The organism is Streptomyces luomodiensis, from assembly GCF_031679605.1.
GTDB lineage: Bacteria > Actinomycetota > Actinomycetes > Streptomycetales > Streptomycetaceae > Streptomyces > Streptomyces luomodiensis.
Window position 1 is genome coordinate 3,328,343 of the sequence record NZ_CP117522.1, and the last position, 26,131, is coordinate 3,354,473.

Here is a 26,131-nt window from a genome sequence, read left to right on the forward strand (position 1 = left end):
GCCAGATGTGAAACGGGGAGCGGTGCGGTGGCCGGCGGCGGAAAACTGTTCTCCGGGAAAACCGGGGGCCGCCGGTAAACACTTACCGGGGCCGTCCGGAATTCAACAGGCGGTGCTCGGCGCCAGTTTGCTCGTTCCCGTGGGGGGTGACGAGTACGTTACGGCGGCTGGGCACTTGTGTTGCCGCACGTAGCCGATGCGCGCGGCAACGGCTCCCGTGGGGGGAGTGAGAGGGGGCGGCACCTCCGCACAAGGTGCCGCCCCCTTTGAGGTCCGGAGCCGCTGCCGGGGGTTGAGGGTGGGTGGTTCCCGGCGCGGGCTCCGGTGGTCTACCGGCTGTTCACCGCCGCCCGGCCGGCCTCCAGGCGGGCGACGGGGATGCGGAACGGGGAGCAGGAGACGTAGTCCAGGCCCACCTCGTGGAAGAAGTGGACGGACTCCGGGTCGCCGCCGTGCTCACCGCAGACGCCGAGCTTGAGGTCGGGGCGGGTGGCGCGGCCGGCCTGGGCGGCGTCGCGGACCAGGGAGCCGACGCCGTCCTTGTCGATGGTCTCGAACGGGCTGACGCCGAAGATGCCCTTCTCCAGGTAGGCGGTGAAGAAGCTGGCCTCGACGTCGTCGCGGGAGAAGCCCCAGACGGTCTGGGTGAGGTCGTTGGTGCCGAAGGAGAAGAAGTCGGCGGACTCGGCGATCTGGGCGGCGGTCAGCGCGGCGCGCGGCAGCTCGATCATGGTGCCGAGGGTGAGCTTGAGGTCCACCCCGTGGGCCTGCTCGACCTCCGCGATGACCCGCTCGGCCTCCTCGCGGACGATCTCCAGCTCCTGGACCGTGCCGACCAGCGGAATCATGATCTCGGCCCGTGGGTCGCCCTTGGCGCCCCGGCGCTCGGCCGCGGCCTCGGCGATCGCCCGTACCTGCATGGCGAACAGCCCGGGGATGACCAGACCCAGGCGCACCCCGCGCAGGCCCAGCATCGGGTTCTGCTCATGGAGCCGGTGCACGGCCTGGAGCAGCCGCAGATCGTTCTCGTTGTGGTCCTTGCGGGACTCGGCGAGCGCGACGCGCACCGACAGTTCGGTGATGTCGGGCAGGAACTCGTGCAGCGGCGGGTCCAGCAGCCGGACGGTGACCGGCAGTCCGTCCATCGCCTCGAAGAGCTCGACGAAGTCGTCCTTCTGGAGCGGCAGCAGCTCGCCCAGCGCCGTCTCCCGCTCCTCGTCGGTGTGGGCGAGGATCAGCTTCTCGACCATCTCCCGGCGCTCGCCGAGGAACATGTGCTCGGTGCGGCACAGCCCGATGCCCTGGGCACCGAACCGCCGGGCGCGGGAGGCGTCCTCGGCGTTGTCCGCGTTGGCCCGCACCCGCAGCCGGCGCACCCGGTCCGCGTACGCCATGATCCGGTGCACCGCGCCCACCAGCTCGTCGGCGTCGTCGGCGCCCGCGTGCATCCGGCCCTCGAAGTACTCCACGACCGGCGAGGGCACCACCGGGACCTCGCCGAGGTAGACCTTGCCGGAGGAGCCGTCGATCGAGACGACGTCGCCCTCCTCGATCACCAGCTCGTCCTTGCCGTCCCGGCCGGGCGCCGTCATCCGGCGCCGCTTGGTGTCGACTTCGAGCTCCTCGGCGCCGCACACACAGGTCTTGCCCATGCCGCGGGCGACGACGGCGGCGTGTGAGGTCTTGCCGCCGCGCGAGGTCAGGATGCCCTCCGCGGCGATCATGCCGTCGAGGTCGTCGGGGTTGGTCTCCCGGCGGATGAGGATGACCTTCTCACCCGAGCGCGACCACTTGACGGCGGTGTACGAGTCGAAGACGGCCTTGCCGACGGCCGCGCCCGGGGACGCGGCGATGCCCCGGCCGATCTTCCGTACGTCGTCGCCCGCCGCCGCCTCCGTGTCGAAGCGCGGGAACATCAGCTGCGCCAGCTGCGCCCCGTTGACCCGGCGCAGCGCCTCGGCCTCGTCGATCAGCCCCTGGTCGACCAGCTGGGTGGCGATCCGGAAGGCGGCCCCGGCGGTGCGCTTGCCGACCCGGGTCTGGAGCATCCACAGCTTGCCGCGCTCGATGGTGAACTCGATGTCGCACAGGTCCTTGTAGTGCGTCTCGAGGGTTTCCATGATCTGCATCAGCTGGTCGTACGAGCGCTGGTCGATCTGCTCGAGGTCGGCCAGCGGCACCGTGTTGCGGATGCCCGCGACCACGTCCTCGCCCTGGGCGTTCTGGAGGTAGTCGCCGTAGACGCCCTGGTGGCCGCTGGCCGGGTCGCGGGTGAAGGCGACGCCGGTGCCGGAGTCGGGGCCGAGGTTGCCGAAGACCATGGAGCAGATGTTGACCGCGGTGCCGAGGTCGTGCGGGATGCGCTCCTGGCGGCGGTAGAGCTTGGCGCGGTCGCCGTTCCAGGAGTCGAAGACGGCCCGTACGGCGAGGTCCATCTGCTCCCGCGGCTCCTGCGGGAAGCCCCGGCCGGTCTCCTTGGCGACGATGTCCTTGAACTCGCCGACCAGCTTCTTGAGGTCGGCGGCGTCGAGGTCCACGTCGACGACGACGCCCTTGGCGCGCTTGGCGTCGTCGATGGCCTCCTCGAAGAGGTCGCCGTCCACGCCGAGCACGGTCTTGCCGAACATCTGGATGAGGCGCCGGTAGGAGTCCCAGGCGAACCGGTCGTCGCCCGCCTGCGCGGCGAGCCCCGCCACGGACTGGTCCGAGAGGCCGATGTTGAGGACGGTGTCCATCATCCCGGGCATGGAGAACTTGGCGCCGGAACGTACGGAGACGAGGAGGGGATCGTCCGCCTGGCCGAGCTTCTTGCCCATCTTCGCTTCGAGGGCTTCGAGGTGCGCACTCACCTCGTCGCGCAGGGCCGCGGGTTCCGCGCCGCTGTCCAGGTAGACCTTGCAGGCCTCGGTGGTGATGGTGAAGCCCGGTGGCACGGGGAGACCGAGATTGGTCATCTCGGCGAGATTGGCCCCCTTCCCGCCGAGCAGGTCCTTGAGATCCTTGTTGCCCTCGGTGAAGTCGTAAACGAACTTCTGCTGATCTTGTTTTTCCGGCACGGGACTCGATCTCCTCGGCTCGGCTGCCCTGACGGCGGGGAGCGTACCCAGATCGAAGGCTCCTTAGGAGGTCCACTCCACCGTCATACGGCTGTAACCACCCGCCTGCCACGTGTTCGAAAGTGCGGTGCCCGATCACGACCCTGTCGACTCGCCTTCAACTCTCGAACAGACACCCACCCTCCGCCCGCAGTGGACGCATGGAATTTCACTGTACGTAACCGATGGTTCGACGTGTCGAACATCAAGTGGATGGCACTGAGTGCCACGCATTGGAGAGGTGAGCACAGCGGAGAACCGCCGGACCACCCCTTCGCGACCGCTCATATGAGCGAGGCCCTGATCAGAGTGGCGAGAATCACGCCTTACCAGCCCCCATTGTCTCGCCTTTTGGATACAACGAGAGGGGTCCCGCTCAGATGAGCACCGCCCGGCGGAGCGTCCGTGGCGGGTATGTTGACGTCGGACCGCACCAGGGGGCTGAGGAGGGCTTGTGACCAGTGCACGGCCCGCGCCGCCCGGACTGGCCGACGGTGCGCGGCGGGTGCTCCTGGCGAACTGGACCGGCTCCTCCACGGTCCCCTCGCCCGGCCTCTATCCGCACCAGTGGAGCTGGGACTCGGCGTTCATCGCGATCGGATCGCGCCATATTTCGCCCCGGCGCGCCCAGCGGGAACTGGAAACCCTGCTCGCCGCCCAATGGAGTGACGGCCGTATCCCGCACATCGTCTTCAACCCGGCGGTGCCGCCCACCGCGTACTTCCCCGGCCCCGGCTTCTGGCGCTCCACCACCGCCGGCGCGGCCGCCGGCGCCCCGCGCCACGTCGAGACCTCCGGCATCGTCCAGCCCCCGGTGCACGCGCTCGCCTGTCTGCTGGTGCACCGGGCCGACCCGCGCTCATCGGCGCGCCATGGCTTCCTCGCCCGCGTCCACCCCCGGCTCGCCGCCTGGCACCGCTATCTGGGCCGGGCCCGCGACCTGGGCGGCGGCGGGCTGGTGTCCGTGGTCCACCCCTGGGAGCCCGGGATGGACAACAGCCCCTGCTGGGACGCCCCGCTGGCCCGCGTCGAACCGGTGCCCCCGGGCACGTTCCACCGCGCCGACCTCGACCACGGCGCGGCCTCCGACCGGCCGACCGACCTGGACTACGGGCGCTACGTACGGCTCGCGGCGGACTACCGGGACGGCGGCTACGCGGACTACCGGGACGGCGGCGCCGGTTCGGCGTTCCTGGTCGAGGACCCCGGCGTCAACGCGCTGCTGATCGCCTCCGAACACGCCCTGGCCGAGATCGCCGCCCTGGTGGGCGCCGACGCCTCGGTCCATCGGAGGCGGGCCGCATATCTGACGGCCGCCCTGGTGGACCGGCTGTGGGACCCGGCCGCGGGGCTGTTCCGCTGCCGCGATCTGCGCGGCGGTGGCCTGATCCCCGAACTCAGCGCGGCGGGCCTGCTGCCGCTGCTGGTCCCCGGCCTGCCCCGCGAGATCGCGGCCGCGCTGGTCCGCACGGCCTGCGGCCCGCACTTCGGGCTGGGCCATACGGTGCGCCTGGTGCCCAGCTACGACCTGCGGGGCCGCGCCTTCGACCCCGCCCGCTACTGGCGCGGCCCCACCTGGTTCAACGTCAACTGGCTGCTGGAGCGGGGCCTGCGGCTGCACGGCGAGCCGGAGCGCGCCGACGCGCTGCGGGCCGCCGCCCTGGAGACGGCGGTCGCGTCCGGCTTCGCCGAGTACGTCGACCCGTACACGGGCGAGGCACGCGGTACGCGCGACTTCGGCTGGACGGCCGCGCTGGCACTGGACCTGGCGGTGGCGGCGGATCAGACGCCCTGATCGCCACCGGCCCCCCGCGACCCGTCCCCGGCCCCCCGCGACCCGTCACCGGTCCGCGGCCCGCCGCCCGTCCCACGCGACCCGGCCTCGGTGCCCTGCACCCCACCGCCGGTCCCCCGCGGCTCGTCCCCCGTCCCCCGCGCCCCGCCGCCGGCCCCGCGCGGCTCGTCCCCGGCCCCGCGCGACCCGTCACCGGTCCGCGGCCCGCCGCCCGTCCCACGCGACCCGGCCTCGGTGCCCTGCACCCCACCGCCGGTCCCCCGCGACCCGTCACCGGCCTCGCGCGGCTCGTCCCCGGCCCCCCGCGACCCGTCACCGGTCCCCCGCGATCCGTCCTCGGTCCCGCGCACCCCACCGCCGGTCCCCCGCGACCCGTCACCGGCCTCGCGCGGCTCGTCCCCGGCCCCGCGCGCCTCGTCCCCGGCCCCCCGCGCCCCACCGCCGGTCCCCCGCGCCTCGTCCCCCGTCCCGCGCACCCCGCCGCCGGTCCCCCGTAGCCCGGCCAGGGCCTCGCGGGTTCTGACGGTGCAGTTGTGCTCCTCGCCCAGGACACGTTCGCTGATCTCCAGGACCGCGCGCCACTCCGCCTCGGCCTCCTCGAACCGGCCGAGGCCCTTGAGGGCGGTGCCGAGGTTGTGGCGGGTCCAGAGGGTGCTGACGTGTTCCGTGCCCAGGACGCGCTGCCGGGCGGAGAGCGTCTCCCGGATCTCCGTCTCGGCGTCCGTGAACCGGCCGAGCTTGTTGAGCACATTGCCCAGGCTGTGCCGGGCCGCCAGCGTGGCCTCGGCCTCGGCCCCCAGGGACCGCGTGCGCCCCTCGACCACCCGGCGGTACAAGGGCTCGGACTCCTCGTAGCGCTTCTGGTCGCGCAGCAGGGCGGCCAGCTGGACATACGTCAGCAGGGCGCTCGGGTCGTCCGGGTCCAGCACCCGGGCCTCCCCCTCCATGGTCACCCGGTACTCCTGCTCGGCCTCCGCCACCCGGCCGAGGCGCGCCAGCGCCCCGGCCCGGCTGTACCGCGTCACCAGAGTCGACTGGGCGTCCGGTCCGGAGATCCGGACCCGGTCCTGGAGCAGTTGGGTGAACTGCTCCAGCGCCTCCTCCTGCTGCCCGGCCATTCCCGTGCTGCTCGCCAGGTGGTGCCGGGTGGTGAGGGTGTTGCCGTGCTCGGCCCCGAGGACGGCGGTCTGCCGCTCCAGGAGGTCGCGGTAGGCCGTCTGCGCCTCGTCGTACCGCCGCTGGTCGTCCAGGACCATCGCGCGCAGCCGCAGCGCGGTCAGCGACTCGTCGTGCCGCTCCCCGAGGGCGGCGAACGACTCCGCCACCAGCGCCTCGGCCTCGGACTCCGCCTCGTCGTACCGCCGCAGGGCGCGCAGCCGCTCGACGCGGTTGCGACGCGCCCGGCGCACCCGCCAGTGGGTGGGGCCGAGCCCGGCCGACGTCCGGTCGACCATGTCGTGCCACAGCGCCTCGGCCTCTTCGTCGCGCCGCCTGAGGTTGAGGATGTCGCCGAGCGTGAAGAGCGCCGTCAGCAGGGCCGAGTCCACCTCCGACTCGGCCGGCTCGCACTCCTCGGCCGCCGACCGCATATCGGCCTCCGCCTCGTCGTAACGCCCCAGCCGCCGCAGCGCGGTGGACAGCCAGGCCCGTGCGTTGACGGTGTCGTACCGCGCGGGTCCGTACAGCTCCCGCGCGCCGGAGACGGCGATCCGGAATTCCTCCTCGGCCTCCTCCACCCGGTCGAGATCCAGCAGCAGGCGCCCGCGCCGCTGGTGCTTGCCCTGAGCCGCCCTCCGGGCGCCGTCGCCCTCCCGCCGCTCCCATGCCTCGATCAGCGTGCGGCACTCCTCCTCCGCCGCCTCCGTCCGCCCGGCGTCGCTCAGCAGGTCGACCAGGTAGCCGCGGGCGAAGAGCGTGTAGTCGTGTTCCGCGCCGTGCACCCGCCCCGAGATCGCGACCACCGCGCGCAGCTCGCGCTCCGCCTCCTCGTGCTCCCCGAGTTTGTTCAGGGTGAGCGCCAGATGCCCGCGGAGGTTGCGGGATTCGAGGTCGTCCGCCGCTCTGAGCCCCTCGATCTGCTCCCGCGCCACCTCCCGCAGGTCGGCCACGTGCTCCCGCCACCCGGCGTCGACGAGCTGCTCGGCCACGTCGGGCAGGGTCCGCACCGCCCACCAGCCGGTCTCCTCGTCCCGCTCGTCGGCCTCGGTCAGCATCTTCTCGACGTAGTCGCGCACCGACTTCGGCAGCCCGTCGTCCGCCGCGATCCGCCGCACCACCGCCATCACCTCCGGCTGGACCCGCTCCGAGGCGTAGGACCGGGGCGGGTACGCGGGGGCCGGTTCGCCCCGCCGCGGTACGGGCTCCGCCCGCTCCGGCGACGGTTCCTCGTCCCGGTCCTCGTCCAGCAGCCCCAGCCGTTGCAGCAGTTCCGGGGAGGCCGCCGCGAACGGGCGGGCCTCCTCGGCGACGCGGGAGTCCCCGTGGCCGCCGGAGAGCCGGGCGCGGAACTCCGGGCCGCTGCCCTGGCGGTGCAGCAGGAACTCGGTGACCCGCGCCGCCGTCTCCAGCGCGTCCGACGTGCGGACCGCGTCCAGCAGCAGATCCGCCACCCCGGGGTGGAACTCGTACTCCTCCGCGCTCCCCGCCCGCCGGCGCAGCAGCCCGCCCAGGAAGACCTCGGCCAGCTGTGCCGGGTGGAAGCGCTCCGGGCCGCCCGCGCCCGCCTGGTGGATCAGCCGCATCACCGGCAGGGTCAGCGGGTGGACGGTGGCCAGCGCCCCGGCCAGCCGCTGGCCCTCGGGCGAGGCCGCGCCCCGGAAGCGGCGCAGCCGCTCCTCGGCCGTCGGCTCGGGGACCTGGGCCGTGGCTCGTGCGGCCACCGGCTTCTCCGCCCCGTCCAGCAGCATCACCGGCAGCGGCCCGCCGCTGCCGCCCGTCCCGGTGAGCGCCGCCCACGCGCTCAGCTCGCCCTCGGCCAGCTCCAGCACCGGCACCGGTGTGCCCTCGTACGTGACCAGACCGCGCGGCAGCACCGGATGGCGCACGGACAGCGCCCGGCCCGGCGCGCCCTCCCGGCCGCCGGCGTCGACCAGCAGCCGCTGGGTGGGCATGCCGCGCTCCGGCCACATCCGCGCGGGCAGCGGCTGGAGGACCGCCACCGGCGCGTGGCGGGCCCAGCGGCGCAGCAGCCGCGGGATCGCGCCGCCGCGCCACCCCGGGCCCACCCCGTCCGAGAGGACCAGCATCACGGTGCGGCCGGAGGTGTCGGTCAGCTGGCGCGCGGTGCGGCGCGGGGCGCCGGGGGCGTAGGGGCGCGCCCTGAGCACCGGTTCGTCCTTCTCCGTCGCCACGCTGTCCAGGCCGTAGGTGCGCACCGAGCGGAAGGTGCCCTGCCGCTCCAGCAGTCCGCGCAGTTCGGCGGCGAGCTGCTGCCACAGCACCATGGACGGGCCGTCGTCCACGACCAGCGCGACGCTCAGCCAGCGCTCGGGCCGGGGGCGCAGCACGACGTCCGGCAGACCGGTTTCGGCGATCCACTCGGCGGTGGCGGTCTCGTCCACGCGGAAGGAGGTGCGGGACGGCACGCTGCGCCGCAGGGGGCGCAGCGCGCGGGAGAGTCCGCGCGTCGCCGGGAGCGCCCGTACGCCCCTGACGCCGACGGCCCGCGCCGGGCGGGCCACGGCGGTGCGGGCGACGCCGGGGGCGTAGAGCCCGGCGTCGGCGGTGGGGCCGGGCTCGGGTTCGCCGTCGGCGGGCGCCTCGGCGGGGTGCCGCCGGGCGCCCTTGCCCTCGTCGTCGCCGTCGGCCGTGCCGGAGGCGGGGCCGGCGGCCCCCTGGGGCGGCGTCGGCTCCCCGCCGGGCTCCTCCCGCGGCGACCGGGCGGTGGTCGCGGCGAACCACAGGACGTCGCGCAGCTCCTCCTCGGAGAGCTCGACCCCCGCGTCCTCCAGCAGGGCGCACAGCCGCTCGATCATTACGCGTCGGCTTCGTTCAGCGAGCGGAACAGCTTGTCGAGGACGTCCTGGTCCACCCGCACCCCGGAGGACCGCAGCCGGACCGCGTTGAGCAGCTGGTCGGTGGCCAGCTCGCGCTCGGTGCGCAGGGTCAGGAAGTGCGCGATCAGGTCCTGGGCCCGCGCACCGGTCTCCTCGCCCAGATGCATGGTGACGATCCGCTGGAGCTGCTGCTCATCGGGCTGCTTGAGGTCGAGCCGGACACAGCGGCGCAGGAACGCCGGGGGGAACTCGCGCTCGCCGTTGCTGGTGATGACCACGACGGGGAAGACGCGGCAGCCGACCCAGCCGCTGGTGATCCCGGCCTTGTCCCGGGAGCCCGAGACCCGCACCTGCACGGTCCGCCCCTCCCCCAGGCGGGCCAGTTCGGGGATCTCGAACTCGCCCTCCTCGAAGACCGTGAGGAGGTCGTTGGGCAGGTCGACATCGCCCTTGTCGAGCTCGTCGACGAGCAGCACCCGCGGCCTGTCGGCCGGCAGCAGCGCGGTGCCGAGCGCGCCCAGCCGCAGATAGTCGCCGATGTCCGGCTCGGTGCCGGCCGGTTCGTCGGCGCGCTGCCGCAAGGAGGCTTCACGCAGCCGGCCCACCGCGTCGTACGAGTAGAGGCCCTCGGCGAGCGTGGAGCGGCTGTTGACCGGCCAGTGCAGCACCTCGCCGAGCTTGAGCTCCCGGGCGATGGCACGGGCCAGGGTCGACTTGCCGGTGCCGGGCCGTCCGGTGACCAGCAGCGGGCGGTGCAGGTGCAGCGCCATGTTGACCACGTCGCGGTCCTCGTCGGAGATCAGATACGGCAGCGCCCGGTCCTCGGCCCGCTGCCGGGCGTCGTCGCCGAAGCGCCGCCACGGCGGGGCGGTGGGCCAGGTCTCCACGTCGTGGGGCTCGGTGTCGCCGCCCTGGAAGAGCCTCCAGTCCTGTGCCATCGTCTTCGTCTCTCCTCAGGGTGCGGACTCAGGGTGCCGACAGGTCGAGTCGGTCGGGAAGCGGTCGGTGCGGGTCGTCCCACAGCAGGGCCAGCTGCCGGCCCGGATGGCTTTCGTCGGCGTCGCTCTCCAGCCGGAGCTTGCGGAGCCGCTGGGGCAGGTGCTCCAGCGGCCCGGTGCCCAGCAGGGACCTCAGCTGCTGCTCGGTGAGGGCCGGTTTGGTGCCGGTGTCCCAGACGAGCACGGGCACGCCGTCGAAGAGACACGCGGTGAAGATCTTCGAGCGGGTCCACGCCGGACTGGCCGTCATCGCGCCCGGGGCGGTCTCCTGCCGCTCCATGGCGGCCCGGACCTGCGCGAAGCTGTGGGTGTGGCCGGGCAGCCAGTGCAGGTCCCCCGGGGTGGCCCCGGCGACCCGGGACCAGCGCCGCTCCCACAGATGGCGCCGCTCGGGCTGGCGCAGCTCGGCGCAGCGCAGGACGACCGGGAAGTCGGTGCCGAGCGAGCGCTCCTGCGGCTTGCCCGCGTCCAGCGGCCAGCGGTGCACGTCGAGTTCCAGGTCGGTGGACGGGACGAAGAACTCCACGACGGTCTCCGTGGCGCGGGCGTGCGCGGCCAGCAGGGCGTCGATCCCCCGCTGCATCTCCTCCGGGGAGGCGGGGGTGTCGATCTTCGCCAGCGCGTCGACCTCGTCGCCGCGTCGCGCCCACACCTCGTAGGCCCGCCGCTGGCCGGGGCCGTGCGGCGGGTGGAGCCTTATCTGGATGCGCCGGCGCTCGGCGGGGCCGGCCGTCCGGGCCCGTTCGGCCTCGGCCGTGGCGCGGGCGCGGTGGTCCAGCAGGACGTCCTTCATGCCGAGCCGGACCGCACAGGCGCCCGCCCAGACGCGCAGCTCGGCGGCGACGGCGCCGTCGGAGTACGCGGCGAAGTGCTCCACGGTGCTCAGCAGCTGCGGCAGCTGGTGCGGCCTGGGCACCAGCTCCTCGAGGGCGTCGGCCAGGGCGACCGGATCGTGCGCGGGGAGCCGGGCGGGGCCGAACTGCTGGTGCGCCGCCGCGACGACGTCGGCGCGGCCCCGCTCGTCCAGCCGGCCCAGGAGTGCGACCAGCTCGGTGTACTCGGCGCAGGTGAGCCACTGCTTCTGGAGCCTGCGGCACGCCTCGCGGGCCTCCGCGCCGATCCGCTGGTCCGGGGCCTGTTCGGCGAGCGCGTGGAAGAGGGTGGCGAGTCCGTGCTCATGGGCGAGCGCCCAGTCGACCAGCTCCTGCGCCAGCAGGGCGCCCGTCGCGGGCGGCGCGTCGGTGAACTCCATGCGCAGCCGGGCGGCGACCCGCGCCGCCGATCCGGCCGGATCGGCCCCGAGCAGCCCCGACGCCTCCAGGACCAGGGTCTCCCGGAACCGGCTCAGCAGCGGATCGAGCGGTGGGCCGGGCGGCGGGTCGGGCGGGCCGAGCCGGACCACCCGCACGCTCTCGTTCCAGCGGCTGACGTACACCGTCGGGCGCTGCCGACCGGTGTCGTCCGCCTGCTCGAACTCCTCCACCACGCCCTGCCAGACCCGGTCCAGATCCAGGTCCGCGCCGTCGGCCACGGCCGCGTGGAGCTGCCGCAGCAGTGCGGCGGTGAACCGGCCGGTGCCCTGCTGCTGCTTGGCCACCGCCCCGGCCTGGCACGCCCGCATCCAGTAGATCGGGCGCTCCACGTCGACCTGGGGGGTCTGTGCGAGGTCGTCCGGCTCGTCGGCCAGCTCTTGGACGCCGGGGTCGAGTGCCTGGCGGCAGGCGTCGATGATCACGGTGACCCGGTCCACGCCGTCCCACGGCAGATGCTCGGTGTGCATCAGATGGATCAGGCCGTCGGCGTCCGCGCCCTGGAGGTCGGTGTCCCGGGTCTCCGGGTAGAGCAGGCTCCACCGGCCGCGCTGGGTCTGCACGCCGTGCCCGGCCCAGTAGACCCACAGCCAGTCGGCGTCGATGGACCGCAGCTCGTCCTGGAAGACCTGGCGCACATCGGCGCGCTCCGCCGGGCGGTAACCGGGGTGCGCCGCCTCCAGGGCCGCCCGGTTGTGCTCCAGGGGCGAGGCGAGCAGCTGGATGTTCGCCGCCGGTACGCCCTGCCCGGTCAGCCACTCCCGCATGGCGAGGGCGTCGTGCACCGGGCCGTCGAGGTTGAGGCCGTCGCTGCCGTTGTACCGCTCGACCGCCACGAGCACGGCGTGGGTGCGGCGCCAGTCGTGTTCCACCGCTGTCACGCCGGCAGCTCCGGGGCCAGCAGGTCGTACAGCCTCTGGTGGGCGAAGTAGGAGGTGTGGGCGCGCGGGAAGGGCTGGCGGGTGTCGACGCGCACATCGGTGACCCGGCCGGGGAAGACCTTCGCCCCGACGAAACCCAGCAGGTCCTGCTCGTCGTAGACGTTGATCCAGCGGGGGAAGGCGGCGGGCAGCGGGTCGCCCCGGCGCAGCGCGGTGAGCGCGTCCAGCTCGTAGAGGAACGGCGCCTGTGAGCCGACCGTCACCAGCAGCTCCACCCCGGCGGGCGGATCGGGCTCGGCGAGCAGATCGGCGCAGGCGATCCCGCCGAGGCTGTGGGCGAGCAGCACCACCGGCCCGTCCCCCGCGGCGACCGCCTCGTCCACCGCCGTACGGATCGCGGCGCGCACCCCGGCGCCGCGCACCTGGTAGCGGAGGATGTCGCCACTGGCCGGGACGGAGCCCTTGGTGATCCCGCCGCGGAAGGTGTGGGCCAGCGAGGACAGCGGTGAGAGGTAGGAGTTGAGGGCCCGTACGGCGACGCCCTTGGCGGCGCGGGCGACGAATCCGCCCCGGTCGGTGCCGCCGAGCCGGTCGGTGAGCGCGCCGACGACGGTGTCCCGGTCGGCGCCGTCCACCGCGAGCGGTTCATCGGCGCCCTGCGGGCCCTCGGCCCGCTGGACGGCCAGGGCGTACACGGCGCGGGCCGCGATCGCCTCGATACCGTCGGCGGGCGGAGTGCCGCCGAGGCTGCGGGAGATCTCCTGGGCGACGCGGCCGCCGGCCGGGCCGAGGTGCGGCGCGAGGTCACGGACCAGCTCGTCCAGGCTCTCCCCGCCGCCGGCCACCCCCTCCAGGCTCAGCCCGCGCACCGTGTCGGCGATGGCCCGCCAGGGGTCCTGACGGCCCGGGGCGAAGCCGGGCCGCGCGCCCGCGCCGCGCCGCGCCCGCGCCGCCTCCGCGAACTCCCGCAGCTCGGCGAGCGGGTCCACCTCCAGCAGCGCCCATACGGCCAGCGGGTCGTCCTCGTCCAGCGGGCCGTCATCGCCGAGCCCGCGGTTCCTCGTCCGCACCGGGACCGACGCCCCGTCAAGTCCCAGCGAGGCGCCGTGCTCCTCGCCCCAGAAGCAGCGGACGACCCTGACCTCGGCTCTCACCCGCCCCAGGCCGCTCACGACCCGCGCGAAGCTCTTCTCGTACGACTTGGCCCGGACCCCCGTGCCGTGGACGAAGACGACGCTTGTCACCGATCCCCCCAGATCGCCTTGATCCCCACCGTGACCACGAGCCCATCACTCTAGCCCGTGCTGGGCTCGCCCTCACCCGTGATGCCCCCGCACGCCCCAGGACGAACCGGTTCAGCCGCCCGAGGTGTCCAGCTCCGCGTCCGCGCCGACCCCCGCGCGGTCGTACGGGTCGTCCAGCCAGCCGTCGGGCAGCACCACGCGGTTGCGGCCCGAGGTGCGGCCGCGCGGACCGTCGGCGCCGGGGGGCCACTCCTGGTCCAGGTCCAGCTCGGCCAGCAGGGCGTCCAGCTCGGCCAGGGACGAGGTGACCGCCAGCCGCTTGCGCATCTCCGAGCCGACCGAGAACCCCTTGGTGTACCAGGCGACGTGCTTACGGAAATCGATCACGCCGCGCTCCTCGTCCGCCAGCCACTCGGCGAGCAGTTCGGCGTGGCGGCGCATCACGGCCGCGACCTCCTTCAGCGTCGGCCGCGCGGACACCGGCGGCTCGGGGCCGGGCTCGAACGCGGCCACCAGATCGCCGAAGAGCCAGGGCCGCCCCAGGCAGCCGCGCCCCACGACCACGCCGTCGCAGCCGGTCTCGCGCATCATCCGGACCGCGTCGTCGGCGCACCAGATGTCGCCGTTGCCCAGCACCGGGATCTCGGGGACGGCCTCCTTCAGGCGGGCGATCGCCTCCCAGTCGGCGGTGCCGCCGTAGTGCTGGGCGGCGGTGCGGCCGTGCAGGGCGATCGCGGTCACGCCCTCCTCGACCGCGATCCGGCCCGCGTCGAGGTAGGTGATGTGGTCGTCGTCGATGCCCTTGCGCATCTTCATGGTCACCGGCAGCGGGCCCGCGGCGGCCACCGCCTCGCGCAGGATGGAGCGCAGCAGGTGCCGCTTGTACGGGAGCGCCGAGCCGCCGCCCTTACGGGTCACCTTGGGCACCGGGCAGCCGAAGTTGAGGTCGATGTGGTCGGCGAGGTCCTCGTCCACGATCATCCGGACGGCCTTGCCGACGGTCACCGGGTCCACCCCGTACAGCTGGATGGAGCGCGGCTTCTCGGTCCCGTCGAAGTGGATCAGCCGCATCGTCTTGGCGTCGCGCTCCACCAGCGCCCGGGTGGTGATCATCTCGCTGACGAACAGCCCCCTCCCGCCGGAGAACTCCCGGCACAGGGTGCGGAACGGCGCGTTGGTGATCCCGGCCATCGGTGCGAGCACGACCGGCGGCTGGACCGTATGCGGTCCGATCTCCAGCTGTGCGTGCGGCGTCGGCGTCATGGAGTGGGCTTCCTCGTGGGTACTACGGTGGGAGGGCGGGTCGATCGGCGGGCCGCCCGGTGCGGGCCGGTCTCTCATTGTCCCGCACCCAGGAGGAGGACCGACAGGGCGGTCATGGCCGCCGTACGGACACTATCGATGTAGCGTTCAACCATGCGTGAGCTCAGCCATCGGCGGCGCATGCTTGTGCTGGCGATCTGCTGCATGAGCCTGCTGCTCGTCAGCCTCGACAACACCGTCCTCAATGTCGCCCTGCCGGTGATGCGGAACGACCTGCACGCCTCCGTCTCCGGAATGCAGTGGACGATCGACGCGTACACCCTCGTCCTCGCCGCGCTGTTGATGCTCTCGGGCTCGACGGCCGACCGGGTCGGGCGCAAGCGCACCTTCCAGACCGGGCTGGTGATCTTCACCATCGGGTCGGCGCTGTGCAGCGTCGCACCCAATCTGGAAGCGCTGGTCGGCTTCCGCGGGGTGCAGGCGATCGGCGGTTCGATGCTCAACCCCGTCGCCATGTCGATCATCACCAACGTCTTCACCGAGCCCAGGGAGCGGGCCCGCGCCATCGGGATCTGGGGCGGGGTCGTCGGCATCAGCATGGCGGCCGGACCGATCGTGGGCGGACTGCTGGTCGAATCGGTCGGCTGGCGCTCGATCTTCTGGATAAACCTTCCGATCGGGATCGCGGCGCTGGCCCTCACCGCCCGCTTCGTCCCCGAGTCGCGCGCCCCCAGGCCACGCCGGGCCGACCCCATCGGCCAGCTGCTGGTCATCGCGGTGCTGGGGACCCTCACCTACGCGATCATCGAGGCGCCGGACCGCGGCTGGGACTCGCCGCTGATCGCGACCTGCTGGGCGGTCGCCGTCGTGGGGCTGCTCGCGCTGGTCCGGTACGAGGGGCGGCGCGAGGAACCGCTGATCGACGTGCGGTTCTTCCACAGCGCGCCGTTCAGCGGGGCGACGGTGGTCGCGGTGTGCGCCTTCGCGGCGCTCGGCGGCTACCTCTTCATGAACACCCTCTACCTCCAGGACGTGCGCGGGCTCGACGCGCTGCACGCCGGGCTGTGGATGCTGCCCATGGCGTTCATGTGCTTCGTCTGCGCACCGCTGTCCGGGCGGCTGGTGGGCGCCCGCGGCCCCCGGCCGTCGATGCTGGCGGCCGGCGTCGCCATAACGGCCAGCGGGGTGATGTTCGCGGTCTTCGACGCCCAGGCGACCGATGCCGGGCTGCTGGTCGGCTATGTGCTGTTCGGCCTCGGCTTCGGCATGGTCAACGCGCCCATCACCAATACGGCGGTCTCCGGGATGCCCCGCTCCCAGGCGGGAGTCGCCGCGGCCGTCGCCTCCACCAGCCGCCAGGTGGGCCAGTCGCTCGGCGTCGCGGTGATCGGCGCGGTGCTGGCGGCGGGCGCCGCGTCGGCGGCGGCGGCCGGAACGGGACACGCGGCCTCGCCGGCGGCCGCGGCGGCGTTCGTGGACGCCGCCCGCCCCGCCTGGTGGATCATCGCCGGATGCGGCGCCGTCATCCTGCTGCTGGGACTGGTGACCACCGGCCGCTGGGCCCAGGCGACGACCCGGCACGCGGCCGCGCTCTTCGAGGAGGGCGCGCCGACGGCGCAGACATCGGCCGGCGCCAAGGCGTGAGGCGTGCGCCCTACGCCCTACGCCACGTGATGCGTAAGGAGGCCGCCCCGGCGGCGGGTCAGGTTCCCGCCGGTTCCGGGGCGGCCTCCTCCGCGAGCGCCATGGCGTGCAGCCGCAGCAGGCGCTCATGGGTCTCGGCGTCCGCCGGGGTGTAGGTGAGCAGCTTGGGACCCTGCTGGGGGCCGGTCCACAGGCTGGTGGAGGCCAGCCGGACGATGCCCACCCGCGACTGGCGGTAGACCTTGATCTTGTCGCCGGGCCGGACCACCTCATGCCGCGCCCAGATCTCCCGGAACTCAGGGGAGGCGTCCTCCAGCCGCTTCACCATCGCCTTCCAGGCGGGCTCGGCGACATGCTCGGCCATCACGGCCCGGAACTTGGCCGCCATCAGCCGGATCGTCTCGTCCCGGTCCACCAGACTGGAGCGCCACTCGTCATGGGTGAAGGCCAGCCACAGGCAGTTGCGGTCCTCCGGCGGCACCCGGTCCAGGTCGCACATCAGCAGCCGGTAGGTGCGGTTGTAGGCCAGCAGGTCGAAGCGGCTGTTCTGGACGCAGGCGGGGAACGGCTCCAGCTGCTCCAGCACGCGTTGCAGCGTCTCCGGAACGCCCGTGCACTCACTGGCCGGAGTCGGGTCGACGGTCCCGGCCAGCGCGAAGAGATGGGCGCGCTCGCTGCGGTCCAGGAGCAGCGCGCGGGCGATGGCGTCGAGGACCTGCGCCGAGACATGGATGTCGCGGGCCTGCTCCAGCCACGTGTACCAGGTCACTCCGACGGCCGAGAGCTGCGCGACCTCCTCACGGCGCAGACCGGGCGTCCGCCGGCGGCGGCCCCGGGGCAGACCCACCTGCTCGGGCGTGATCCGCTCCCGCCGGCTGCGCAGAAACGCCGCCAGCTCGCCTCGTCTCGGATCGCCGCGTGTCTCGGCCCCCGCGCCCCTGCTCCCGGCCGTCGCACCGGCCGCGGTCTCCTGCACCATCGTGGTCATGCCTCCAGGATGCCGGAGAGCCTCAGCCGGTTGCCAGGTACTTCCGGTACCAGGATAAAGACACTCTGGTACCAGTCTGAGCGGCGCGGCATCGTCGTCAGCGTGACCGAGACGCAGACACGAACGATCCGAACGACACCCATGACATCTACGACACCCACGACACGGGCGACACGGGCGAGACCCACCGGCCCCGCCCTCAGCCCCCTCGGGCTGTTCACCGTGCTGCTGGGCGCGGCGCTGCCCCTGATCGACTTCTTCATCGTCAACGTGGCCCTGCCCACCATGGACCGCGATCTCCACGCCGGCCCCGCCGTGCTGGAGCTCGTCGTCGCCGGATACGGCGTGGCGTACGCGGTGCTGCTGGTCCTCGGCGGCCGGCTGGGCGACACCTTCGGACGGCGCAGGCTCTTCCTCGCCGGGATGGCGGCCTTCGGCGTGACCTCGCTGGCCTGCGGGCTCGCGCCGGACGCCTGGAGCCTGGTGGGCGCCCGGGTGGCGCAGGGCGCCGCGGCCGCGCTGATGCTGCCCCAGGTGCTCGCCACGATCCACGCCTCGACCAGCGGTTCGCGCCGCGCCCGCGCGCTCAGCCTGTACGGCGCGACGGCCGGTCTGTCGATGGTGGCGGGGCAGATCCTGGGCGGTGTGCTGGTGGCCGCGGACATCGCGGGCACCGGGTGGCGCGCGGTCTTCCTGGTCAATGTGCCGGTCGCGCTGATCGGCCTGGTCCTCGCGGTCCGCACGGTCCCCGAGACCCGCTCGGAGCGGCCCGCGCCGGTGGACGTCCCCGGCACCGTGCTGCTGGCGCTGTCACTGATCACGCTGATGGTGCCGCTGACCGAGGGCCGGGCGGCGGGCTGGCCGCTGTGGACCTGGCTGGTGCTGGGCGCGTTCCCGTTCGTGGCCGCCGCGTTCTACGTCGTGGAGCGGCGCGCCGACCGGGCCGGACTCGTGCCGCTGCTGCCGCCGAGCCTGTTCGCGGAGCGCGGGCTGCGGCGCGGGCTGCCGATCGTGGTGCCGTTCTCGATCGGCTTCGGCGGCTTCATGTTCGTCATCGCGGTCGCGCTCCAGCAGGGCCTGCGGTACGGGCCGGTCGAGGCCGGGCTGGCGCTGGTGCCGATGGCGACGGCGTTCTTCGTGGCCTCGCTGCTGGGGCCGCGCCTGGTGGGCCGCTACGGGAGCCGGGTGGTGACCGCGGGCGGGCTGATCCAGGCGGTGGGCATCGGCACGCTGATGCTGGCCGTATGGCGGGACTGGCCGGATCTGTCGCTGGCCGGGCTGCTGCCGGGCGTGGCGCTGGCCGGGTTCGGGCAGGGGTTGCAGCTTCCGGTGCTGATCCGGATCGTGCTGGCCGATGTGCCGAGCGAGCGGGCCGGGGTGGGGAGCGGTGTGATGGTCACCACCCAGCAGTCGGCGCTGGCGCTGGGCGTGGCGACGCTCGGCACGCTCTTCCTGGCCCTGGAGCCGTCGGCGGGCATGGGCGACGCGCTGGTCAGTACGCTCGCGGCCCAGCTGGGGGCGATCGTGGTGACCCTGCTGCTGAGCCTGCGGCTGCCGCGCGCGGTGTCGTAGGCGGAATGCCCCGTCGCCCGGGACCGGTCACGCCTGGGACGCCGGTCACGCGTGGGACGCCGGTCACGCCCGGGAGGCGGTCCGCCTGGGAGGCCGGTCACGCCCGGGACGCCGGTCACGCCTGGGAGGGGGCCACGCCCGGGACGCCGGTCACGCCCGGGACGCCCGTCACGCTGGGAGGGGGCCACGCCCGGGAGGCCGGTCACGCCCGGGACGCCCGTCACGCTGGGAGGGGGCCACGCCCGGGAGGCCGGTCACGCCCGGGACGCCCGTCACGCTGGGAGGGGGCCACGCCCGGGAGGCCGGTCACGCCCGGGACGCCCGTCACGCTGGGAGGGGGCCACGCCCGGGAGGCCGGTCACGCCCGGGACGCCCGTCACGCCTGGGAGGGGGCCACGCCCGGGAGGCCGGTCACGCCCGGGACGCCCGTCACGCCTGGGAGGGGGCCGCCCCTGGGACGCCGGGACACCGGTCACGCCCGGGACGCCGGTCACGCCTGGGAGGCGGCCCACCACAGGATGAGCGCGGCCACCGCGAAACAGGCCAGCATGATCAGGACGACCTGCCGCCGCGCCGCCGCGTCGGCGGTCATCCGCGGCGAGCCGAGGGCCCCGTGTGCCTGGGCCAGGTGATCGAGCCCCTTGTGCCGGGCGCCGCCGTAGGTGATCCGCTCCTGCCAGTCGCAGTGGAGGCAGCCGAGCAGCCGCCGCTGCCCCGGACCGTAGCCGTAGCTCACCTCGAAGACCGTGCCGTCCTCGCGGATGGCGGTGATGTGATGCGTCACGCCTCGCACGATGGGTGAACCCCCGTTCTGCCGAGCCGACGACGGGCTCCGGTGCCACGGACGTCGCGTCCGCGGCGCCGGAGCCCGTCGTCGGGTATGGTCCGGTGCCGTGCTCCGGGCCGTCGGCCCGGACCGGGTCAGCAGCCGATCAGGCGGCCGCCCAGGTAGGACTGGATCTGGTCGAGGGAGACCCGCTCCTGCTTCATCGTGTCGCGCTCACGCACGGTGACGGCGTTGTCGTCCAGCGTGTCGAAGTCCACGGTGACGCAGAACGGGGTGCCGATCTCGTCCTGGCGGCGGTAGCGGCGGCCGATCGCGCCGGCGTCGTCGAACTCGATGTTCCAGTGCTTGCGCAGGTCCGCCGCGAGCCCCTTGGCCTTCGGCGAGAGCTGCGCGTTGCGGGACAGCGGCAGCACCGCGACCTTGACCGGCGCCAGCCGCGGGTCGAGCCGCATCACGGCGCGCTTCTCCATCTTGCCCTTGGCGTTGGGCGCCTCGTCCTCGACGTACGCGTCGAGCAGGAAGGCCAGCATGGCGCGGCCCACGCCCGCCGCCGGCTCGATCACATAGGGGGTCCAGCGCTCGCCGGCGTCCTGGTCGAAGTACGACAGGTCCTGGCCGGAGGCGGCGGAGTGCGCCTTCAGGTCGTAGTCGGTGCGGTTGGCCACACCCTCCAGCTCGCCCCACTCCGAGCCGCCGAACTGGAAGCGGTACTCGATGTCAGCGGTGCGCTTGGAGTAGTGGGAGAGCTTCTCCTTGGGGTGCTCGTACCACCGGATGTTCGCCTCCTGGAGACCGAGGTCCCGGTACCAGTTCCAGCGCTGCTCCATCCAGTACTCGTGCCACTTCTCGTCCTCGCCCGGCTTGACGAAGAACTCCATCTCCATCTGCTCGAACTCACGGGTGCGGAAGATGAAGTTGCCCGGCGTGATCTCGTTGCGGAACGACTTGCCGAGCTGCGCGATACCGAACGGCGGCTTCTTGCGCGAGGTCTGCTGGACGGCGAGGAAGTTGGTGAAGATGCCCTGGGCGGTCTCGGGGCGCAGATACGCGACCGAGCCGGAGTCCTGGGTGGGGCCGAGGTGGGTGGAGAGCAGCCCGGAGAACTGCTTGGGCTCGGTGAAGCTGCCCTTGTTGCCGCAGTGCGGGCAGTTGACGTCGGCCAGGCCGTTCTCGGGCAGCCGGCCGTGCTTGGCCTCGTACGCCTCCTCCAGGTGGTCCGCGCGGAACCGCTTGTGGCAGGAGGTGCACTCGGTGAGCGGGTCCGTGAAGGTGGCGACGTGGCCGGACGCCTCCCACACCTCACGGGCCAGGATCACGGACGAGTCGATACCGACGACGTCGTCACGCGAGGTGACCATGGCACGCCACCACTGCCGCTTGATGTTCTCCTTCAGCTCCACACCGAGCGGTCCGTAGTCCCAGGCGGCGCGCTGGCCGCCGTAGATCTCGCTGCACGGGTAGACGAAGCCACGGCGCTTGCTGAGGCTGACGATGGTGTCGATCTTGTCGGCGGCCACGGTGCTCTCTTCATTGATGACGACATTGACGACGAAGCGAATGCTTCAGGTTACCGGCGGCGGCACCCCCCGGATCAAATCGATGCGCGAAGCGATCACCAAGAGGGCACTTGTTGACAATCGTTTCCATTTTTGTTGAAAATGAGAGTCATGAACATACGCCGCCTCAGGCCCACGACCGCTCTCGTCGGAGCCGCCGCACTGGGTCTGACCACCCTGACAGCCTGCTCCTCCGACGCCGGAGACGGAAGGACGGACGGCAAGCTCGACGTGGTGGCGTCGTTCTATCCGATGCAGTTCCTCGCCGAGCGGATCGGCGGGTCCGCCATCCATGTGTCCACGCTGACCAAGCCTGGTGTCGAGCCGCACGACCTGGAGATCAGCCCCCGGCAGACCGCCGACCTCAGCAAGGCGGGCCTGGTGGTCTACCTCAAGGGACTCCAGCCCTCCGTCGACCGCGCCATCGCCCAGGCCCATCCCGAGCACGTCGCCGACGCCGCCTCGTACACCACCCTGGAGGACCACGGCACCGAGGTGGAGGGCGACGAGCACGAGGGCGAGGAAGGACACGACGACCACGCCCACTCCGGCGACGCCGCCGCCGACCCCCACATCTGGCTGGATCCGGTGCGCTACGCCCAGGTCGCCAAGGGTGTCGGCAAGGCGCTGGAGAAGGCCGACCCCGATCACGCCGAGACATACAAGAAGAACACCACCGCCCTGGTCAAGCAGCTGAACACGCTCGACCAGGACTTCCGGAACGGTTTGAAGGACCGTTCCTCGGACACGTTCATCACGACCCACGCCGCCTTCGGCTACCTCTCCGAGCGCTACGGTCTGCGGCAGGAGGCGATCTCCGGGCTCGACCCCGAATCCGAGCCCAGCCCGGCCCGGATCAAGGAGCTGCATACCATCGCCAAGAAGGACAAGGTCAACACCGTCTTCTTCGAAACCCTGGTGAGCGACCGCACGGCCAAGACGCTGGCGGGCGATCTGGACCTGCGCACCGATGTGCTCGATCCGATCGAGGGCATCGGGACCACGTCCAAGGGCGACGACTACATCCAGGTCATGCGGTCCAACCTCAAGGCCCTGCAGACGGCACTGGGCGCCAAGTAACGGAGGAACCCATGGAAACCGAGGAGACCAGGGAGACCAGGGAGACCGGGGAAGCCCGGGACCCCGGGGACACCGAGGAGCCTGACATATCCCAGCCGGCGGAGCGCGGCGCGGCCACCGGGGAGCGCGGCGCGGCCGCCGGCCGCGACCCGGCCCTCGACCCGATATCCCTGCGTGGCGCCACCGCCACCCTGGGCGGCCGCACCGTGCTGCGCGGCGTCGACCTGACCGTCCGCCGCGGCGAGGTCGTGGCGCTGCTCGGCGCCAACGGCTCGGGCAAGTCCACCGCCGTACGGTCCATCGTCGGCCAGGTGCCGCTCACCGGCGGTGAGCTGGCCCTCTTCGGCACCCCGCGCCGCCGCTTCCGCGACTGGGCCCGGATCGGTTACGTACCGCAGCGCACCACCGCGGCCAGTGGCGTCCCCGCGACCGTCCGCGAGGTCGTCTCGGCGGGCCGGCTGGCCCGCCGCCGGTTCGGCCCGCCGCGCAAGGCCGACCGGGCGGCCGTTCAGCGCGCCCTGGAGCTCGTCGGCATGGCCGACCGCGTCCGGGACCCGGTGAGCGCCCTCTCCGGCGGTCAGCACCAGCGCGTCCTGATCGCCCGCGCCCTCGCGGGCGAACCGGAACTGCTGATCATGGACGAGCCGATGGCCGGCGTCGACCTCGCCAGCCAGGAGATCCTCGCGGACACCCTCCGCGAGCAGGTCGCCGCGGGCGCCACGGTCCTCCTCGTCCTCCATGAGCTGGGCCCGCTGGAGCCGCTGATCGACCGCGCGGTGGTGCTCCGGGACGGCTGCGTCGTGCACGACGGCCCGCCGCCCCAGGCCGTGGGCCAGCACGCCCTGCCCGGCCATGATCACGTCCACCCCCACGCGGCGCCCGACGCCGAACCGATCCGGACAGGGTTGCTGACCTGAGATGCTCGAGATCCTCGACTACGCCTTCATGCAGCGGGCCCTGCTCGCCGCCGTCATGGTCGGCATCACCGCGCCCGCCGTCGGTATCTACCTCGTCCAGCGCCGTCAGGCGATCATGGGCGACGGTATCGGCCACGTCGCGCTCACCGGCGTCGCCCTCGGCTTCCTGACCGGCGCCAACCCGGTGTGGACCGCCGTTCTCGTCTCCGCCCTCGGCGCGATCCTCATGGAGCTGATCCGCTGGTACGGCAAGACCCGTGGCGATCTCGCACTCGCGATGCTCTTCTACGGCGGTATGGCGGGCGGTGTGCTGCTGATCAACCTCTCGCCGACCGGCTCCAACGCCAACCTCACCACCTATCTCTTCGGCTCGATCACCACGGTCTCCCCCGACGACGTGGTCGCGATCTCCCTCCTGGCCGCCTTCGTCGTCCTGATCACCCTGGGGCTGCGCCGCCAGCTGTTCGCGGTGTGCCAGGACGAGGAGTTCGCCCGGGTGACCGGCCTCCCGGTGCGCACGCTCAACCTGCTGCTGGCCATCACCGCCGCCGTCACCGTCACCGTCGCCATGCGCGTCGTGGGCCTGCTCCTGGTCAGCGCCCTGATGGTGGTCCCGGTCGCCGCCGCCCAGCAGGCCACCCGGGGCTTCGCGATGACGCTCGCCCTGGCGATCACCATCGGCATCGTGGTCACCCTGTCCGGCACGGTGTACTCGTTCTACGAGAACGTCCCGCCCGGCGCGAGCATCGTCGTCCTGGCCATCGGCGTCTTCGCGGTGATCACGGCCCTGGCCGCACCCCTGGCGAAACGACGCGCACAACGGGTCGCCACCGCCGAGGAGCGCTGCACCCTGAGGGACGATGTACTCGTATAGTCCTTCGCTCAGGTTCTCGCTCTCGCCCGTCGTCACAGCGTTAACTGGCACAATGGCCGGGCAGCAAGCGCAGCGGGCGCGGAGAGAGCGCCGAGGGCGACGGAGCATGCGAGGTTGAGGAGGCAGCTGTGGCGACCGCGGGTCCCCCAGTACGCGGCCGGTCCACCAGGCAGCGCGCCGCGGTGGCGGCGGCACTGGACGAGGTGGACGAGTTCCGCAGTGCGCAGGAGCTCCACGACATGCTCAAGCACCGCGGCGACTCGGTGGGCCTGACCACCGTCTACCGCACGCTCCAGTCCCTCGCCGACGCCGGCGAGGTCGACGTCCTCCGCACCACGGACGGCGAGGCGGTCTACCGCCGCTGTAGCAGCGAGGAGCACCACCACCACCTGGTCTGCCGCGCCTGCGGCAAGGCGGTCGAGGTGGAGGGCCCCGCCGTCGAGAAGTGGGCCGACGCGATCGCCGCCGAGCACGGCTTCGTGGACGTGGCCCATACGATCGAGATCTTCGGCACCTGCGGCGACTGCGCCACGAAGCCCTCCCAGGACTGACCCGGCCGGGCCTCCGCCCTACGGGGCGGGCGCCGCGGCCGAGCCCGACCTCCTGAGCAGCCGGATCAGGACGCCCGCCGCCACCCCGACGATGGCCGCACCCATCACCCCTCCGCCCACCTGGCCGCCCTCGCCACGGACCTCGGCGGTCCGCTCAGGTGAGGAGTGCCGCGAGCTGGGCCATCTCGGTGGGCGGATCGATCACCGGCTGGATGAGGAGTTCGTCGATGCCGGCCTGTTCCAGGGTGGCGATGCGGGCGAGGAGATCGTCGCGGGTGCCGACCAGGGCCAGGGTGTTCATCAGCGAGGGCAGAACCAGGTCCCGGTCCTGCGGTGCGATGCGTCCGAGGTAGTTGGGGTAGAGCTTGGTGTGGCGGTCCGGCGCGGTGGCGGTGGTGCCGCGCCGGTCGAGGAGCCGCCGCACCGCCTCGCGTTCCTCAAGGCTGAGTTGCTCGGCGAAGGCGGGGTTTTCGGCGGCTGTGTCGGCGGCGAAGGCCAGCAGCGACAGGACGAGGTGGCCGGTCGCGTCCCGGGCCGCGTCGCCATGGGGGTCCTCGTCCTCGTTCAGCATGTGGAGCGAGGTGACCACGTAGGAGTCCGTGTGGGAGTCGGGGTCGCGGGGTGTGTCTTGGGCGGCGTGGCGGCGGGCGTCGTGCAGCGCGTGCCAGGCGGTGGGGTCCAGCAGGCCGAAGGAGATGAGGCCAGTGCCGCGGCGGCCGGCGACGGCGGCGGCCTTCGGTCCGAGCAGCGCGGCCACGACGAACTCGATCGGGTCGGCGGTGTTCACGTGCGCTCCGGTGTGCAGGAACCGGATGTCGCGGACCCGGTCACCTTCGCGGTACTCGGTCGAGCGTCCGGCGCACAGGTCCTGCAGTGCGGCGGTGAAGTTCTCCAGCCTGGCCGCCGTGGTCGGCCGCATCCCCAGGGTGCGCCGGGCGGTGTTTCCGGTGCCGACGCCGCAGATGATCCGGCCCGGTGCCAGGGCGTTGAGGCTGGCGAGCCCGCTCGCGGCGGCCGGAGCCGAGCGCAGCGCCGGTGAGGTCACGCCGATGCCGAGCCTGATGCGGCTGGTGGCCTTCGCGCACAGGCTCAAGGCGACGAAGGGATCGCCGTGGACCATCGGGGTGTCGTTGACCCAGAAGCTGTGCAAGCCCAACTCCTCGGCCCGCACGGCGAGGTCCTCCACTCCAGGGTGCGCGCTGACCACGACGCCTGCACGCATCACACCTCCAAGGTATGCGGATGGAATCGCTCGCTCAGCATGACAGGTCCCGGCGTAGAGCCGGCTGGACGTATGCGTATGCCGGCCTCGCGGAAAAGGTCGAGGTGGACCCCGAATCGTTCGCGCGGACGAACACATCTTGGTCAGCGCGGTCGCCGTCAACCGCCGCTTTCCGAGCACGGGGCGCGGGGGCGGGCGTCGAACAAGCGGATATCCTCACCCCTCATCAGCTCCGCCCACGGTCCTCGTCCCGCTCCTCCCCAGGGTTGTCGCCGTCCGGTACGGGAAAGACGGACGTACGCGCGTCGTCCCGTCCGCGGCGGGGCGACGGACCCGTGCCATGTGCATGAACATGCATG

General features: G+C 72.9%; 17 protein-coding genes. 7 read left to right on the top strand and 10 right to left on the bottom strand.

The genetic code is table 11. The features are described 5' to 3' along the window. Nucleotides 1-329 precede the first annotated feature (329 nt). Nucleotides 330-3,056: a pyruvate, phosphate dikinase gene (gene ppdK / locus PS467_RS14420; protein ID WP_311035623.1), complete on the bottom strand. Its 2,727-nt coding sequence runs from the start codon at nucleotides 3,054-3,056 to the stop codon at nucleotides 330-332. 493 nt (nucleotides 3,057-3,549) lie between these two features. On the opposite strand from ppdK, the gene PS467_RS14425 reads away from it, so the two are divergent. Next, a complete protein-coding gene (locus PS467_RS14425; RefSeq protein ID WP_311035624.1) occupies nucleotides 3,550-4,890 on the top strand; it encodes an MGH1-like glycoside hydrolase domain-containing protein in 1,341 nt (446 codons plus the stop codon). On the opposite strand, the gene PS467_RS14430 is transcribed toward PS467_RS14425, so the two are convergent. The 5 genes from PS467_RS14430 to dusB form a co-directional block, all read right to left on the bottom strand. After that, nucleotides 4,878-8,864, bottom strand: a complete 3,987-nt coding sequence (locus tag PS467_RS14430; RefSeq protein WP_311035625.1) for an SAV_2336 N-terminal domain-related protein — start codon at nucleotides 8,862-8,864, stop codon at nucleotides 4,878-4,880. The two genes, PS467_RS14425 and PS467_RS14430, sit on opposite strands and share 13 nt — an antisense overlap. Beyond that, nucleotides 8,864-9,823 (bottom strand): AAA family ATPase, encoded by a 960-nt coding sequence (locus PS467_RS14435; RefSeq protein WP_268971900.1) that lies wholly within the window; start codon nucleotides 9,821-9,823, stop codon nucleotides 8,864-8,866. Before PS467_RS14435 ends, PS467_RS14430 begins: the two co-directional genes overlap by 1 nt. Before the next feature lie 28 nt (nucleotides 9,824-9,851). After that, complete coding sequence (locus tag PS467_RS14440; RefSeq protein WP_311035626.1) at nucleotides 9,852-12,074, bottom strand: VMAP-C domain-containing protein; 2,223 nt, start codon at nucleotides 12,072-12,074, stop codon at nucleotides 9,852-9,854. Further along, on the bottom strand, nucleotides 12,071-13,318 hold the full coding sequence (locus PS467_RS14445; protein WP_311035627.1) for an RBBP9/YdeN family alpha/beta hydrolase: 1,248 nt from the start codon (nucleotides 13,316-13,318) through the stop codon (nucleotides 12,071-12,073). The genes PS467_RS14440 and PS467_RS14445 overlap by 4 nt, the downstream gene beginning before the upstream one ends. Nucleotides 13,319-13,429: 111 nt before the next feature. After that, nucleotides 13,430-14,581 carry a tRNA dihydrouridine synthase DusB gene (gene dusB / locus PS467_RS14450; protein ID WP_311035628.1) on the bottom strand — a complete coding sequence of 384 codons (1,152 nt, stop codon included), beginning with the start codon at nucleotides 14,579-14,581 and terminating at the stop codon, nucleotides 13,430-13,432. Nucleotides 14,582-14,734: 153 nt separating this feature from the next. On the opposite strand from dusB, the gene PS467_RS14455 reads away from it, so the two are divergent. Next, on the top strand, nucleotides 14,735-16,225 hold the full coding sequence (locus PS467_RS14455; protein WP_311035629.1) for an MFS transporter: 1,491 nt from the start codon (nucleotides 14,735-14,737) through the stop codon (nucleotides 16,223-16,225). 58 nt (nucleotides 16,226-16,283) lie between these two features. On the opposite strand, the gene PS467_RS14460 is transcribed toward PS467_RS14455, so the two are convergent. After that, a complete protein-coding gene (locus tag PS467_RS14460) occupies nucleotides 16,284-17,213 on the bottom strand; it encodes a helix-turn-helix transcriptional regulator (protein WP_311035630.1) in 930 nt (309 codons plus the stop codon). A gap of 141 nt (nucleotides 17,214-17,354) precedes the next feature. Between PS467_RS14460 and PS467_RS14465 the strand changes: the two genes are divergently transcribed. Continuing rightward, nucleotides 17,355-18,785, top strand: coding sequence for an MFS transporter (locus PS467_RS14465; protein WP_311035631.1), 1,431 nt, complete (start codon nucleotides 17,355-17,357; stop codon nucleotides 18,783-18,785). A gap of 490 nt (nucleotides 18,786-19,275) precedes the next feature. Here PS467_RS14465 and PS467_RS14470 read toward each other — a convergent pair whose 3' ends face one another. Further along, nucleotides 19,276-19,569 carry a hypothetical protein gene (locus PS467_RS14470; RefSeq protein ID WP_268971910.1) on the bottom strand — a complete coding sequence of 98 codons (294 nt, stop codon included), beginning with the start codon at nucleotides 19,567-19,569 and terminating at the stop codon, nucleotides 19,276-19,278. A 137-nt stretch (nucleotides 19,570-19,706) separates the two neighbouring features. After that, nucleotides 19,707-21,089, bottom strand: a complete 1,383-nt coding sequence (locus PS467_RS14475) for a glycine--tRNA ligase (RefSeq protein ID WP_268971911.1) — start codon at nucleotides 21,087-21,089, stop codon at nucleotides 19,707-19,709. A 150-nt stretch (nucleotides 21,090-21,239) separates the two neighbouring features. Between PS467_RS14475 and PS467_RS14480 the strand changes: the two genes are divergently transcribed. From PS467_RS14480 to PS467_RS14495, 4 genes are all read left to right on the top strand, one after another. Then, complete coding sequence (locus PS467_RS14480) at nucleotides 21,240-22,208, top strand: metal ABC transporter substrate-binding protein (protein WP_311035632.1); 969 nt, start codon at nucleotides 21,240-21,242, stop codon at nucleotides 22,206-22,208. Nucleotides 22,209-22,219: 11 nt separating this feature from the next. Then, nucleotides 22,220-23,125 carry a metal ABC transporter ATP-binding protein gene (locus tag PS467_RS14485; RefSeq protein ID WP_311035633.1) on the top strand — a complete coding sequence of 302 codons (906 nt, stop codon included), beginning with the start codon at nucleotides 22,220-22,222 and terminating at the stop codon, nucleotides 23,123-23,125. A gap of 1 nt (nucleotide 23,126) precedes the next feature. Next, a complete protein-coding gene (locus tag PS467_RS14490) occupies nucleotides 23,127-23,999 on the top strand; it encodes a metal ABC transporter permease (protein WP_311035634.1) in 873 nt (290 codons plus the stop codon). Nucleotides 24,000-24,127: 128 nt separating this feature from the next. After that, entirely contained in the window at nucleotides 24,128-24,550 is a 423-nt protein-coding gene (locus PS467_RS14495; protein ID WP_268971915.1) for a Fur family transcriptional regulator, read from the top strand. A gap of 154 nt (nucleotides 24,551-24,704) precedes the next feature. On the opposite strand, the gene PS467_RS14500 is transcribed toward PS467_RS14495, so the two are convergent. After that, on the bottom strand, nucleotides 24,705-25,772 hold the full coding sequence (locus PS467_RS14500) for an LLM class flavin-dependent oxidoreductase (protein ID WP_311035635.1): 1,068 nt from the start codon (nucleotides 25,770-25,772) through the stop codon (nucleotides 24,705-24,707). Nucleotides 25,773-26,131 lie beyond the last annotated feature (359 nt).